The 13,835-nt window shown below is 60.5% G+C and carries 12 protein-coding genes; 8 read left to right on the top strand and 4 right to left on the bottom strand.

Annotated features, from left to right (window positions below; all coding sequences use genetic code 11):
- Positions 1–106 precede the first annotated feature (106 nt).
- The gene (locus OVA07_RS12370; RefSeq protein ID WP_268171727.1) at positions 107–1,003 is read right to left on the bottom strand and encodes a DMT family transporter; all 897 of its coding nucleotides are present in this window, start codon (positions 1,001–1,003) and stop codon (positions 107–109) included.
- Between the two features lie 60 nt (positions 1,004–1,063).
- On the opposite strand from OVA07_RS12370, the gene OVA07_RS12365 reads away from it, so the two are divergent.
- Positions 1,064–1,282, top strand: coding sequence for a hypothetical protein (locus OVA07_RS12365; protein ID WP_268171726.1), 219 nt, complete (start codon positions 1,064–1,066; stop codon positions 1,280–1,282).
- Here OVA07_RS12365 and OVA07_RS12360 read toward each other — a convergent pair.
- Positions 1,279–2,820 carry an ATPase, T2SS/T4P/T4SS family gene (locus OVA07_RS12360; protein WP_268171725.1) on the bottom strand — a complete coding sequence of 514 codons (1,542 nt, stop codon included), beginning with the start codon at positions 2,818–2,820 and terminating at the stop codon, positions 1,279–1,281. The two genes, OVA07_RS12365 and OVA07_RS12360, sit on opposite strands and share 4 nt — an antisense overlap.
- A 289-nt stretch (positions 2,821–3,109) precedes the next feature.
- Here OVA07_RS12360 and OVA07_RS12355 point away from each other — a divergent pair, with 289 nt between their 5' ends.
- Entirely contained in the window at positions 3,110–4,057 is a 948-nt protein-coding gene (locus OVA07_RS12355; RefSeq protein ID WP_268171724.1) for a DMT family transporter, read from the top strand.
- Between the two features lie 13 nt (positions 4,058–4,070).
- Here OVA07_RS12355 and OVA07_RS12350 read toward each other — a convergent pair whose 3' ends face one another.
- The gene (locus OVA07_RS12350; protein WP_268171723.1) at positions 4,071–4,967 is read right to left on the bottom strand and encodes an intradiol ring-cleavage dioxygenase; all 897 of its coding nucleotides are present in this window, start codon (positions 4,965–4,967) and stop codon (positions 4,071–4,073) included.
- Between OVA07_RS12350 and OVA07_RS12345 the strand changes: the two genes are divergently transcribed.
- Genes OVA07_RS12345 through OVA07_RS12330 form a run of 4 tightly spaced genes read left to right on the top strand, consistent with a single transcriptional unit; the run spans position 4,950 to position 9,862 of the window.
- On the top strand, positions 4,950–5,150 hold the full coding sequence (locus OVA07_RS12345) for a hypothetical protein (protein ID WP_268171722.1): 201 nt from the start codon (positions 4,950–4,952) through the stop codon (positions 5,148–5,150). The two genes, OVA07_RS12350 and OVA07_RS12345, sit on opposite strands and share 18 nt — an antisense overlap.
- A 44-nt stretch (positions 5,151–5,194) precedes the next feature.
- Positions 5,195–6,580, top strand: a complete 1,386-nt coding sequence (locus OVA07_RS12340; protein WP_268171721.1) for an MFS transporter — start codon at positions 5,195–5,197, stop codon at positions 6,578–6,580.
- Positions 6,580–8,679 carry an alpha-galactosidase gene (locus tag OVA07_RS12335; protein WP_268171720.1) on the top strand — a complete coding sequence of 700 codons (2,100 nt, stop codon included), beginning with the start codon at positions 6,580–6,582 and terminating at the stop codon, positions 8,677–8,679. Before OVA07_RS12340 ends, OVA07_RS12335 begins: the two co-directional genes overlap by 1 nt.
- Before the next feature lie 49 nt (positions 8,680–8,728).
- Positions 8,729–9,862, top strand: coding sequence for a glycoside hydrolase family 68 protein (locus OVA07_RS12330; RefSeq protein ID WP_268171719.1), 1,134 nt, complete (start codon positions 8,729–8,731; stop codon positions 9,860–9,862).
- A 4-nt stretch (positions 9,863–9,866) separates the two neighbouring features.
- On the opposite strand, the gene OVA07_RS12325 is transcribed toward OVA07_RS12330, so the two are convergent.
- Positions 9,867–10,889 (bottom strand): LacI family DNA-binding transcriptional regulator, encoded by a 1,023-nt coding sequence (locus OVA07_RS12325; protein WP_268171718.1) that lies wholly within the window; start codon positions 10,887–10,889, stop codon positions 9,867–9,869.
- A 323-nt stretch (positions 10,890–11,212) separates the two neighbouring features.
- Between OVA07_RS12325 and OVA07_RS12320 the strand changes: the two genes are divergently transcribed.
- The gene (locus tag OVA07_RS12320) at positions 11,213–13,414 is read left to right on the top strand and encodes a TonB-dependent receptor plug domain-containing protein (protein ID WP_268171717.1); all 2,202 of its coding nucleotides are present in this window, start codon (positions 11,213–11,215) and stop codon (positions 13,412–13,414) included.
- Complete coding sequence (locus OVA07_RS12315; protein WP_268171716.1) at positions 13,401–13,724, top strand: TonB-dependent receptor; 324 nt, start codon at positions 13,401–13,403, stop codon at positions 13,722–13,724. The genes OVA07_RS12320 and OVA07_RS12315 overlap by 14 nt, the downstream gene beginning before the upstream one ends.
- Positions 13,725–13,835 lie beyond the last annotated feature (111 nt).

Here is a 13,835-nt window from a genome sequence, read left to right as displayed (position 1 = left end):
GCATACCTTTCAAAAAGGGTGTGAGACGCCGGATTTTTGGGGGGAGGGGGCCGGCGCCTCACAAACTGGACGAAGGGGATAACGCGGATAACCGCATCCGGTTCCATCAGTTTGAAGCTGCAGCCACTCGGCGCCGGGAAAGCAGATGTTCGCGCCAAGCAATCAGCAGGCTTGCCCCGATGATGATCGGCGCACCCACCCACGTCGATGCAGGCGGCATATGGCTGAAGATCAGCCAGCCCCAGAATGTTGCCCAGGCAAGCTGAATGTAATCCACCACGATCACGCTCGAAACCGAACCATAGCGCAGTGAAGCCGTCATCGCGATTTGTGCGAACAGCCCGCTCAGGCCAATACCACCCAGCATCAACCAGCCCGTCAGATCATGGCTGGCTCCGGTCTGGAACAGGAACAGCCCCAGAAATGGCGCGCTGAAGGCCGAGAAATAGAACACTACCGTGAGCGGTTCTTCAGTGCGGCCCAGATCGCGCACCTGTATGGTCACCAGTGCGACCATGAATGCCGCGCCAATGCCTACTACCACACCGAACAGCGGAAGGTTGCCGGTATCTGGCCCGGCAATAATCAGCACGCCGGCCAGTCCCATCAGCACCGCGGTCCACCGCCAAACCCCAACCTTTTCCTTCAGCACCAGTGCCGACAGGATCACCGCGAACATTGGCGTGGTAAAACCCAGCACTGTCGCTTCGGCCAAGGGCAGCAGGCGCACCACACCCAAGGTCAGGAACATACCCGATCCGCCAATCAGCGCGCGCCGGGCATGAATCCACCGTCGTTGCGTTTTCAACCGCTGCAATTCACCGCGCAGCGCCAGCCATCCCAAAATCGAGACTGCGGGCAGAGCCTGACGCCAGAAAAGCGTTTCGGGCAAGGCAATATTGCGTTCGCCCGTCAGCTTGACCAGCAGCAGCATGACCGAAAATAATACGGTGGCTGCAAGCCGCAGGCCAAGGGCCAGCATCGGACGGTCAAGCGAAGACATGCGAAGGCCTTAGGCGATAAGGCCTTGCGATCAACCCCTTCGTTGCCCATCTGGCGGGCAATGGAAGATTGGTTTGATTGGCAGTGGCAATTCCACGCAACCCTTGGCGCACTGGCGCTGGCGCTGTCCGTGCTTGCCATCTGGGCCGAACGTCGGCGGATCCGCCGCACCAATCTTGATGCGGTTGGCTTCATGCCATGGACGGTAATCTACTTGATTGCCTTCCTTGCCGCCGTCCTGCTTATCGGACTGGCAGCAAGGGAGTGGTTCGGCAGTTAAAGGCAGGCTTCCAGATAGGCCTGATCGAAGCCGAACTGCCGCGCCTTTTCCAGTGTGTAAGGGCGCAGGCCTGCCGGGCGGAATTCACCGATGATCTTGCCGTCGTCGGTTTCGTCCAGATATTCGAACTTGAACAGTTCCTGCGTGACGATCACGTCGCCTTCCATCCCGATCACTTCGGTAATGTTCGTCGTGCGGCGCGAACCGTCGCGCAGGCGCTTTACCTGAACGATCAGGTCGACCGATTCCGCAATCTGGCGGCTGATGGCTTCCTTCGGGATCTTGATGTCGCCCATCAGGATCATGTTTTCCATACGGCCAAGGCATTCGCGCGGGCTGTTGGCGTGGAGCGTACACATCGACCCATCATGGCCGGTGTTCATCGCGGCCAGAAGATCGAAACATTCCGCGCCACGAATTTCGCCCAGAATAATCCGGTCAGGACGCATACGCAGGGCGTTCTTCACAAGGTCGCCGATGGTAATCGCGCCTTGGCCTTCAAGGTTCGGCGGGCGCGTTTCCAGCGGCAGCCAGTGCGGCTGTTGCAGGCGAAGTTCGGCGGCGTCTTCAATGGTCAGCACGCGCTCGCCCGGATCGATCATCTTCGACAGGGCGTTGAGCATGGTGGTTTTGCCCGAACCCGTACCGCCCGAAATCACCACGTTCATGCGGCAGGCGCCGGCAATTTTCAGGCAGGTCGCCATCTTGTCACTCATCGACCCGAAATCACGGAGCATGTCGATGGTAATCGGCTTTTCGGAAAACTTGCGGATCGAGATGGCCGTGCCACGCAGCGAAAGCGGTGGGACGATCACGTTGACGCGGCTGCCATCCTTCAAGCGGGCGTCGGCCAGCGGCGTGGTCTGGTCAACACGGCGGCCAACCTGGTTCACGATGCGCTGGGCAATCTGAAACAGGTGCTGTTCATCGCGGAACCGGATCGGCGCAATCTGCAGCCGACCTTTCTTTTCGATGTAAGTCTGTTCCGGCCCGTTGACCATGATATCCGAAATGTCAGGGTCGTTCAGCAGCTCTTCCAGCGGCCCGAACCCCAGCAGTTCGTCGATCAGCACCTTTTCCAGCGCAAACTGTTCACGCCGGTTCAGCGTAACTTTCAGTTCAGCCAGCACTTCCATGATGATCGGCCGGAATTCTTCGGAAAGCTCTTCCTTGGTCAGCGTCGCCGCCGCTTCGGGGTCGACGCGCTCAAGCAGGCGCGGCAGCACCTGTTCCTTGATCTTGTGGACCGATGCTTCAAATCCTTCGGCCTGAAAGTTTCCTTCGGCCACGGCATTGGCACGATCGGCAAGGCGGCTCATGGCATCCGATTTGGCGGCGGCTGCACTGCCGGGCATGTCGGCGCTGTCCATCGGCGGCAAAGGCGGGAACTGGTCACCTCCCATCGGCATCGGCACACTACCGGCCCCCGGTGTCGGCGCGGCGGCTTCGCCAGCCTTCATCGGACGCGCGACGCCGAATTGCGGCCTTGCGCTGGCAGGTGTGCCGCCAACTCCGTTACGTCGACCGAATGCGCTCATCTCGCAACAACCCCAGACATCGTTCCAAAGCCATGCGGCAAAAATGCCTAATCCATGACTGACCGGAATGGTGAATAGCCCGGAAACTTTGACGCTTTGCTAACGCGCGGCCACAAACTGCCTTCAACCTCAAGAAACTATACGATTTTACATCCGGCCATTCCCGCACGGCATTGCAAGCGCTTGTTTACCATTCGTCCTTCCCGGTTCTGCGCGCGATTGATCAAAAGGGTGCGATTCAATCTTGGGAAAATCAGGCAAGGCTATTACAGCGCACCTCCTGTAACCTGTGCTGCACAGGCTGGTTTTGATCGGAAAATCGTTGCAAGACAGTCACAAGTCCGCCCTGCTTCTGGCCTTGACGGGATTTGCGCTGTTGTCTGTCGGCGATGCGCTGGTCAAGGGCATGGCCGGGTTGTGGCCCGGTACGGCAATCGGCGCCTTGCGCTATCTGTTCGGGGCCATCGGGCTTGGCGTGGCTTTGCTGCTGCGTGAAGGTTTAGCCGGGTTCACATTTGGCAAACTGCCATGGCAAATCCTGCGGGGCTTCAGCGTAGCGTTGTCGGCGGTGACATTCTTCACCGCGGTTCACCTTATGTCGATGGGCGAGGCGACCGCCATCGGTTTCACCAGCCCGATGATTACAGCCCTGCTGGCGGCAATCTTGTTGAAAGAACCGCTGCGCCGCACAACCTGGATCGCCAGCGGTGTCGCGTTTGCTGGTGTCCTGCTGATCCTTCGTCCGAATTTCGCGCTGCTCGGTCCGGCAGCATTGCTGCCGATGGCGTCGGCAACCGGCATGGCCCTGCTCATCATCGCCAATCGCAAGGTCGCAGGCACCGGCAGCGCACTTTCAATGCAGTTCAACGTGGCATTCATCGGCACGATCTTTCTGCTCGTCACTGCCTTCGCCGGGCATTTCAGCGGGCTGGCATTCTTTGCCATCCCGGTGCCACCGCCGTCGGTCATTGCCAGATGCGCAATCATTGCAGTGAGCGCGAGCACCGCCCACGCGCTGATCTATATGGCGACCACGCGGGCAGGCGCATCCACCATCGCCCCGATGACTTACGTGCAATTGCTGATGGCAGGCGGCTTTGGCTGGGCACTGTTTGACGAACGGCCTGATGCCATGGCGGCTTTGGGCGCGGTCGTGATCGTAGGAGCGGGGCTGTATCTGTGGCGCGCTGGACGCGCCCCGGCCACAACGGACGGAAATGCCACTACCCCTACCTGATGAAAGCACCCTGTCAGGTGGCGATGCCAATTGTTGCCGCAGCGGTATATCCGGCCGACGTCGACCCCGTCATGGTCAGGGTCATCACTGCCATCTGCGCGCTGGTATTGTCGCCAAACACGTTGTCCGACGCGATCGAGATGTTGGCATAATTGGTCTTGCTGGAAGAATAGGCCGACAAGGCATAGACTTCGGCACAGGCCGACGATGCCATGGCGAATTGCGAGATCAGCCGCGCATAACTGGCGTTGGTCGCATTGGCGAGGCTGGAAAACACCTCGAAGTGGATGTGCGGAAAACGCCCGGAATAGCATCCCGGAAAAATCGTGGTGAACGTCACCTGCCCATTGGCATCGGTCACCTGCACTCCGCGCAGATAGCTTTCGTTGGGCAGGTTATACAGCGAATAGTTGCCGTCCTTGTCGCAATGCCAGATATAGATGGCATAACCGGCAAGCGGCGCGCAGCCGTTGTTCACATCGACGATGGTCACGGTAAATGTCACCGCCACGCCGCTGGCCACTGCCGTCGAACTGCCGACAAAGCTTGACCGGATATCGCTGCGCACCACACCTGTCGCGGTAAGTGCATTCGACGTCAGACCCGATGATGTGTTGGTGCCATCAGCGGGGTAGGGACCATTGGTTTCCGTCGCTGGAACCGAACAGGTACCCGACGTGGCTGTTGCCGTGGCAGTAGCTGTTGCAGTAGCTGTTGCCGTCGTCGAGGAGGTGGAAGACACCGTCACCGTAGAAGCGCTTGACGTTTCACCCGCACCGCATCCCAGCAACACGGCACTCCCGCCCGCCGATCCCAGCAGGGCCAGCGCGCGGCGACGGCCAATTCGTAATTGTTCAATCCGCGCCAGATCTGCATTCAGGCCTTCGTTGTCATGGTCGTCATGTTGCATGGCAGCACCCTCGGTTTGTTCGTCCTGCCCTTTCAACGGCCGGGCCAGCAAAACCCTGCGCGCTTCAATGCATTCGCCCCCTGCGCAGAGGGCAACCCTTTCTGCGCAGGGCGAAAAAACTTTACCGCAATGCGCGGACAGATTTTATTGCAATCGATTGTTGAAAACGGTTTCGGCTTGTGACATGCTTAACTGCAAGGCCAACGATGCCTTCGGGAGAGATCGCCATGAACGCCCACCGTCCATATCCGCCCCGGCCGCATCTGCCGCTATCGCGCATACTGGAAATGAATCTTGGCTTTCTGGGCCTGCAGTTCAGCTTTGGTCTGCAACAGGGCAATATGGGGCCGATCTACAGCTATCTGGGGGCCGATGAATCGCAGTTGCCGATGCTGCAACTGGCAGGCCCCATCACCGGCCTGCTGGTGCAACCAATCATCGGCGCGATGAGCGACCGCACAGACAGCAAATGGGGCAGGCGGACCCCCTATTTCCTGATCGGGGCGGTGCTGTGCGCCTTCGGTCTGTTCTTCATGCCGCTGTCCAGTTCCATCCTGATGGCCATGTCGCTGCTGTGGATTCTCGATGCGGGCAACAACATCACCATGGAGCCTTACCGGGCCTATGTCTCCGACCGGCTCAATCCCGATCAGCGACAGACTGGTTTCCTGTCGCAAAGCGCGTTCACCGGCCTTGCCCAGATGCTGGCGTTCCTGACGCCTTCGCTGTTGGTCGGCTTCGGCATGAATCAGGATTGGGTGGATAGCCACAATATCCCTTACACCGTGCGGATCGTCTTCATGATTGGCGCGGTCCTTTCGCTCACCACAATTGTCTGGTCGGTGCTGCGTGTGCGCGAACTGCCTCTGACAGCTGAAGAGAAGGCGCATATCGCGGCCCAGCCCAAGGGCGCGCTCGCCACCCTTCGCGAAATTGGCCACGCCATTGCCGATATGCCTGTTGCCATGCGCAAGCTGGGATTGATGAGCCTGTTTCAGTGGGTCGGCATGTCGGGCTATTGGACGTATGCCGTCTATTCGATAAGCCGCACCGTCTATGGCGCTGCCGATGTTCACAGCAGCGCCTTTCACAGCGCCGTATTGACCAATGGCGAAGTTGCCGCTTTCTACAACGCCATCGCATTCGTCACCGCGTTCACCATGGTTCCGCTGGTAAAGCGGATTGGTCCGGGGCCGCTTCATGCGCTGTGCCTGTTTGCAGGCGGCGCGGGCATGTTTGCGCTGCCGCATGTCACTGACAAGGCGCTGCTGTTCCTGCCCGCCATCGGCATTGGCCTGGCGTGGGGCAGCATCATGGGCAACCCCTATGCCATCCTCACCAATTCCATCCCGCCACAGCGCACCGGCGTTTACATGGGCATTTTCAACATGATGATCGTCATCCCGATGCTGCTGTTCGCGATTGTGATGAGCAGCCTCGATCTGGGCTTCGTCTCGCTCGGTTTCGATGCCTACAAACAGGTGTTGGGCGGTGATCCGCGCAACATGCTGATGTTCTGCGGTGTCTGCCTCGGCTTTGCCGGATTGTCAGTGCTGTGGGTGCGTGAAGGCCGGGTTCAGGCCATGCCTCAGCCCGCAGGTGCGGTGGCCTGATGCTGCAGCCGCTTTTCCTTCACGCCGGGCAGGGTACGCTAGCTTGGGAACAGCGCCCCGGCGCAGCGCCTGTATGGCGGCACTTCGGCGCGGCCATCGCGGCACAATCCTTGCCGTCGCTGGCAGACGTGCGCGGTCCTGCATCCTATTCGCTGGATGTCGATGTCCCTGTGTCAACCGCGCCGCCTGCCGGGCTAGGCTGGTTTGGACCTGCACTGCTGAACGCGCGGAAAAACGGGCAGCCGCTACTTCCGATCTTCGTGCAATCGGACCTGCGTGAAACGGCAGGCGCCGTCACCATCATTCTCGACGATCCACAGGCGGGGCTTCGACTTGAACAGGTGTTCGCGGTATCGGGCGGTGCATTCGTCTGCCGCAACACTGTGCGCAACACCGGCACCGAACCTGTCGATCTTGACTGGCTGGCCAGCGCGCTCTTGCCGCTGCCTGCCACTTGCGCTGAAATCGTATCATGGCGTGGGCGGCACAATGCCGAACTGGTGGAATGCCGCGAACCCATGCCACAGCAAATGTGGCGGCGGGAAAGTCGGCGCGGTATTTCGGGCCATGGTGGTCCACCGGGCCTGTTCGTGATGGATCATGGTGCAACCCACCACACCGGCACCGTGCGCGGCTTGCAACTGGCGTGGTCGGGCGATGCCCGCATCACGGTTGAGCGCGACGACGAAGGCTGCTGGACCCTGCTTGCCGGAGCCACGTTGCAGCCGGGCGAAGTGCGCCTTGCCCCAGGTGAAAGCTGGCAGACGCCCGACGCCATCTTCACTGTTTCCACTTCCGGTCGCAATGGTGCGGCTGCGGCCTTTCACAGTGCTGTCCGCGCCCGCCTGCAATGGCCGGATGGGGCCATGCGCCCGCGCCCGGTCCATCTCAATTCGTGGGAAGCGTGCTACTTCGACCATGATGAAGACCGCATCGCTGCACTGGCACAGGCTGCCGCCTCGGTCGGCGTCGAACGCTTCATCCTTGACGACGGCTGGTTCCACAACCGGGATGACGACACCGCAGGGCTGGGTGACTGGACGCCCGATCCGCGCAAATATCCGCGCGGCCTTGGCCCGCTTGCCCATCGCATCAACGCGCTGGGCATGGAATTCGGCCTCTGGGTAGAACCCGAAATGATAAACCCCGACAGCGATCTGTATCGCGCCCATCCCGACTGGGCGCTGGCTTTGCCGGGGCGGGAAAGGCCCACCGCACGCAACCAGCTCGTGCTCGACTTGCGCCGCGCCGATGTGCGCGACTACCTGTTCACTCGGTTGGACGCCTTGCTGTCGGACCTGCCGATCACCTATCTCAAATGGGATCACAACCGCGATCTCGCTCCCTCAGGCGGAGCGGCGCAGTTGCGCGGCGCCTATGACCTGCTGGCCCGCGTTCGCGCCGCACATCCGGGCGTAGAGATTGAGGCCTGCGCCGGCGGCGGCGGGCGCAACGATGCAGGCATGGCGGACTATTGCCACCGCTACTGGACCAGCGACAACATTGATGCCGTCAGCCGCATCGGCATTCAGCGCGGGTTCCTTGCCTTCCTGCCCCCTGAAGTCATGGGATCGCACATTGCCGCCAGCCCGGCTCATGCCACCGGGCGACGTCACGCACTGGGCTTCCGCGCAGCCATGGCCATGACCGGCCACCTTGGCGTCGAAATGGACCCACGCACGCTGGACGATGCCGAACGCGCCGAGTTGGCAGACTGGATCGCCTTTCACAAACAATGGCGCGATCTGCTGCATCAGGGCCGCGTCTGGCTGGGTGAGGGGGCAGATGCCACCGTCTGGCAGGCGCAGGGCAATGACGATGAAATGCTGCTGTTCGTTATCCGCGCCGAACCGCCGCAGGACCGCCGCCCGCAACCCCTATTACTGCCTTTCGTCGGCAGTCAGGGCATGTGGGACATCCAGCTTTTACGCATCGCCGGGGGCGAGGGTGGCCACGCTGCGCACAGCACCCCGCTGTTCGATGCGATGAAGGCCGGGGTGCAACCCTTTGCTGCAGACTGGCTGGCCTGCAACGGCCTGCCCCTGCCTCCGTGCAAGGCCGAAACTGTCACCCTGTTCCATCTGCGCAAGCGCGCCTGATCTCCAACCCTTTCGGCCCCTTCATCGGCCAAATTACCGGAACCCCCAGATGTCCGAAGTTTCGCAATCTCATCAATCGATTGCACCATTCACAGCTACGCATTGGCAACCCTCCGGCTATGGCAGTCCGCCGCGTATTGCGCCCATCGGCAAGGGTGACGTGGTGCGTCTGTTCGATCATCTCGACCTGTGGGATTGCTGGCCGCTGGCGCATGAAGATGGCCGCACGGTCTTGCATCAGGGCCGTCAGTGGTGGTTCTTCCTGTCATCGCCCGTTTTCCCCGATCCTGTGGATCGCCACGGCCATGCCCGCATCCGCCTGCTGTCGTGCGGCGACGATGGCTGGCAGGATCACGGCAACGCTTTCCCCGATGGCATGACCCCCGGCAGTCGCGAATGGGCAGGGTGTGCCGTGCTGATGGATGATGGCAAGACCGTGCAGCATTTTTTCACTGCCGCCGGACGGCGCGGTGAAAGCCCGCTCACCTTCGAACAGCGTATCTACGTCAGTCAGGGCACGCTGGGCGCAGATGGGCCGGGCCAATGGTGGTCGCCGCTTGAAATCTTTGCTGCTGACGGAGTGCGCTATGTGCTGGATCGGCAGGATCAGGGCGCACCCGGCCTTATCAAGGGTTTTCGCGATCCGGCATGGATGCGCGATCCGGCCACGGGCAAGGCGCACATCCTGTTCACCGGCAGCGCCGCATGGTCGGACGATCCGTTCAACGGCAATATCGGCATCGCCACGCTGAAAGACGGCAAATGGGTTCCCGGCGATCCACTGATCGAAGCCATCGGCGTGAACAACGAACTGGAACGCCCGCATGTGATCGTGCGCAATGGCCGCTACTATCTGTTCTGGTCCACCCAGCGCCACACTTTCGCGCCCGGTGCCATCGCCGGTCCCAATGGCCTCTATGCCATGGTGTCAGACAGCATCGACGGTCCCTGGCGTCCGGTCAACACCGGCGGTCTGGTCTGCGCCAATCCCGATGACGAACCCACCCAGTCCTACAGCTGGTGGGTTACCGGCGAAGGCGAAGTGTGGAGCTTTGTCGACTACTGGGGCATGCACGGCCGCAAGGTGGCCGATCATCCCGAACTGCTGCGCAGCAATTTCGGCGGCACACCAGCCCCGCGCTTCACCCTGCGCTTCAAGGGCGATAGTGTAAAACTGGCCTGAAACCTCAGGCGCTTTCACGCACCACAAGTTCCGGCACCATTACGGTGGAGGGGGCATCCTCTCCACCAATCCGGCGGCGAAGCGCATCCACCATCGCCCGCGCGCCGGCCGCAATGTCCTGCTTTACCGTGGTCAGTTGCGGCACCATGCGCGTGGCCAGCGGCAGATCGTCAAACCCGGTCACTGCCACCTGTTCGGGCACCGCCACACCGAGTTCATGCAGCAGCCGGATCGTGGTCATGGCAATCACGTCCGATGCGCAAACGATCCCGTCCACCGCGCCATTCAGTTCGCCCAGGTTCGCGGCAATCTGCGCGGCCATTTCCTCGCTCGCCAGATGGGTTGAAAAACTGCGCAGGCTGGCAAGCCCGCCCGTGGCATCCACCGCATCTTTCACGCCTGAAAGCCGCTCGGCAATTTCGGGCGCGCTGGCATCGCCAAAAAACGCCAGCTTCGTCGCCCCGCGTGCGATCAGCCGCTGCGCTGCAATTCGCCCGCCCGCGCGGTTGTCCACGCCCACGGTGCATTGCGCCTGTCCCTCGCGGTGGCTGCCCCAGATCACCAGCGGGCGATAGCGTTCGGCCACTCGCTCGATCACCTCGGTCTGGTTTGACTGCCCAATCACCAGCGCGCCATCCAGCATTCCGGAATCGACAATCCGGTCCAGCCATTCGTCATCGCCGGGTATCACGCGTGACAGCATCAGATCGTGCCCGCTTTCGGTCAGTTCATCCGCCAGATATCCGAACAGCGTCATGAAAAACGGGTCTGAAATATGCTGGCGACGTTCATGCCCCAGCGGAATCACCACGCCGATCACCCCGGTCTGCTGCGTACGCAAGCGCCGCGCCATCTGATTGGGGCGAAAGCCGTATTCGCGGGCCAGCGCCTGAATGCGCTCGCGCGTTTCCTTGTTGACCAGATCCTTGTCGGCCAGCGCGCGTGAAACCGTTCCCGCTGAAACCCCCGCCATTTTCGCGAGTTCCGCAATATTCCGTATTTTGCCGCGTGTGTGGGCGTCGTTCATCGAAACCGGATATCCTGATCGGGTGGCCGCGCAAAAGCCTGTTCATTCTGGGCGAACCGGTTGATGCGACGCCAAAGGCAAGACTGTCAACCGCCATGCCAACTACCACGCTTCTGCGACCCACCTTTGCCATGCTGTGACCGACCGTTTGCACAGGCTCCGTGTTGCACCTTATGTTGCAGCAAAGCCACGCCATACACGTTCTGCGCACGAACTATGCAATCGATTGTCAAAACATGTTGCAAACGATTGTTGTCAGGTCTATCCAAAGAATGACTCAAGTCCTGTGAAGCAACGCAGGACATGCTTTGGTGGGAGGAAATATGAAGCAGTCACCCCTTTACGCTTGCGCCTCGTTCGTCGCCCTTGCTGGTGCGATGCTCGCTGCGCCGGCAATGGCTCAGGACGCAGCGCAGGCTGAAAGCGCCGATGCCGTTCCTGAAAATGTCGGCCTTGACGCCATCGTTGTCACTGCATCCGGCCGCGACAAGACCCAGCTCAACACCTCGGTATCGGTCAGCTCGATCTCGGCTGAAACCATTTCCAGCCTGAAGCCGTCATCGGAAGCCGAAGTTTTCCGCACCATTCCGGGCATTCAGGTTGCGGGGACGTCCGGTCCTGGCGGTAACTCGAACATCGCGGTTCGCGGTCTTCCGGTCGCCACCGGTGGTTCGCCATTCGTCCAGATTCAGGAAGACGGTCTGCCTACCGTCCTGTTCGGCGATATCCAGTTCGGCAACAACGACTACTGGACCCGCTTTGACGCATCGGTCGCCAATATCGAAGGCGTTCGCGGCGGTTCGGCCACCACCTTCGCTTCGCAGGCACCGGGCGCGGTCATCAACTATATCAGCCACACCGGCAAACAGGAAGGCGGCTACGTCTCTGTTGGTAAGGGCCTTGGCTATGATGAAACCAAGGTTGATTTCCGCTATGGTGGTCCGATCAACGACAGCACCTATTTCCACGTCGGCGGCTTCTTCAAGAATGGTCGCGGACCGCTCCACGCCGATTACACTGTGTCGGATTCCATCCAGGTCAAAGGCAATCTGACCAAGGAATTTGACGGCGGTAAGGGCTATTTCCGCCTGCTGTTCAAATATGCCGACACGCAGGAGCCGAACTACACCGGCGCACCCGCTCTCGCCACGATCAACGGCAAGAAGGTGACGAATATCCGCCCCTTTGCCGGGTTCGATGGCCGCGACAGCTCGAACTACTCGATCTACAATCAGGACTTCCTGATCTACAACCGCGAAGGCAATCTTGAACGGGTCAAGATGGACGGCATCACCACCAACGCAAAGTCGTTTGGCGGCCAGTTCCATTATGATTTCGACAGCGGCATCACCGTCGACAACAACATGCGCTACACCAAGATGAGCGGTGGCTTCACCTCGCCGTTCCTCAACACTGCCACCACGTCCAGCGTGCTCGGCTCCACCGTCAATGGCAGCACTGTGGCCGCCATTCGGTATGCCAGCGGGCCAAAAGCCGGGCAGCTCTTCACCGACACCTATCTCGATAACAACGTCAATGTGCGCACCAACATCCGCGACATCGGCAGCTTTGCCAACGATCTGACCTTGGCGGGCAAGTTCGATATCGGTTCGGCCAAGGTCACCGCGCGCGGCGGTCTGTTCTACATGAACCAGAAGATCGCGATGGACTGGCACGTCAACAAGTCGTTGCGTGAACTGAACGGCGACAACCCTTCGCAGCTCGACCTGTTCGATAGTGCGGGCAACAAGCTGACGCAGGCTGGCACGTCGGGTTACAACAACAACTGGGGCAATTGCTGCGCCCGCGATTATGACCTGTCCTATGCCAATACCGCGCCATACATGTCGCTCGATTTCGACCATGACATGTTCGGCGTCGATGGCTCGGTCCGTTTTGAACGGGTCAAGGCGAGCGGTTATGCCATTGGCGGTGGCAACGAATTCAACATCGACAGCAACGGCGTCACCATCCCGACCATCACGTCCAACGGCGTGCGTGAAAATCTGAACTACACCCGCAGCTACACCTCCTACACCTTCGGCGGTCTGTTCAAGGCATCGCCCAACCTGTCGATCTTCGCCCGCACGTCGCGTGGTGGCCGCTTCAATGGTGACCGTCAGACCCTGGGCGGCAAGATCCGCAACGATGGCGCGCTCTGCACCTCGACCGACATCGGCTCCAACGGTTGTTCGGCCGATGGCGTCACCCCGTCGGTGGACTTCGTCACGCAGCATGAACTCGGCATCAAGAGCCGTGGCGATCTGCTGGGTGGGCGTTTCACGGTTGAACTGACCCTGCTGAAAGGCAACTTCAAGCAGTCGACCTATGAACTGTCAGCCACGCGCTGCCCCGGCGGTGCTGGTGGTTGCGTCATCGACGCCAAGTACAAGTCCAGCGGCGCAGAATTCTTCGGCACCTATCGTAACGGTGGTTTCAGCCTTGTCGGCAACGCCACCTATTCGAAGGCCAAGAAGCAGGCTGCAGGGGCCACCAGCTACACCCGCGCCGATGGTATTACCTGATCTGATCTACACCCTGTCGGCCAATTATGATCTGGCAGACATCGCCACTGTCGGCATGGCAGTGACGGGTCAGACCAGCGCAATCGACAGCGCCGGGTTCGAATATCCGGGCAAGGCCATCTTCAACCCGTCCGTCCGCGTCTATCCGATCCAGAACCTCGAACTGGGTCTTCAGGTCTACAACCTGTTCGACACGTTCGACCTTCGCGGCAACGGCGGCATTGCCGATGCTTCGGTCAATCCGACCGTGATCGGCGGCGCACCAGCCCTTGGCCGCACCATCTCGGCTTCAGTGCGCTACAACTTCTGATCTTCAGGATCAGATGCCGTTCCTTCGGGTCGCGAAGTGACGGATGAAGGGAGGGGCGGGGCGTCATTGGCGTCACCGCCCTTCCGTTCCAAAATCGCCGGTAGAGCGATA

It is taken from the genome of Novosphingobium sp. SL115 (assembly GCF_026672515.1).
Taxonomy (GTDB): domain Bacteria; phylum Pseudomonadota; class Alphaproteobacteria; order Sphingomonadales; family Sphingomonadaceae; genus Novosphingobium.
The sequence above is the reverse complement of the archived record's forward strand: the minus strand, read 5'-3'. Positions and strand labels throughout refer to the sequence as shown.

Excerpts from the sequence above, each read along its gene's own strand:
- OVA07_RS12325 (WP_268171718.1), bottom strand. The coding sequence starts at position 10,889 with ATGAACGACGCCCACACACGCGGCAAAATACGGAATATTGCGGAACTC.
- OVA07_RS12320 (WP_268171717.1), top strand. The coding sequence starts at position 11,213 with ATGAAGCAGTCACCCCTTTACGCTTGCGCCTCGTTCGTCGCCCTTGCT.
- OVA07_RS12350 (WP_268171723.1), bottom strand. The coding sequence starts at position 4,967 with ATGCAACATGACGACCATGACAACGAAGGCCTGAATGCAGATCTGGCG.
- OVA07_RS12360 (WP_268171725.1), bottom strand. The coding sequence starts at position 2,820 with ATGAGCGCATTCGGTCGACGTAACGGAGTTGGCGGCACACCTGCCAGC.
- OVA07_RS12330 (WP_268171719.1), top strand. The coding sequence starts at position 8,729 with ATGTCCGAAGTTTCGCAATCTCATCAATCGATTGCACCATTCACAGCT.
- OVA07_RS12335 (WP_268171720.1), top strand. The coding sequence starts at position 6,580 with ATGCTGCAGCCGCTTTTCCTTCACGCCGGGCAGGGTACGCTAGCTTGG.
- OVA07_RS12345 (WP_268171722.1), top strand. The coding sequence starts at position 4,950 with ATGGTCGTCATGTTGCATGGCAGCACCCTCGGTTTGTTCGTCCTGCCC.
- OVA07_RS12365 (WP_268171726.1), top strand. The coding sequence starts at position 1,064 with ATGGAAGATTGGTTTGATTGGCAGTGGCAATTCCACGCAACCCTTGGC.
- OVA07_RS12315 (WP_268171716.1), top strand. The coding sequence starts at position 13,401 with ATGGTATTACCTGATCTGATCTACACCCTGTCGGCCAATTATGATCTG.
- OVA07_RS12370 (WP_268171727.1), bottom strand. The coding sequence starts at position 1,003 with ATGTCTTCGCTTGACCGTCCGATGCTGGCCCTTGGCCTGCGGCTTGCA.
- OVA07_RS12340 (WP_268171721.1), top strand. The coding sequence starts at position 5,195 with ATGAACGCCCACCGTCCATATCCGCCCCGGCCGCATCTGCCGCTATCG.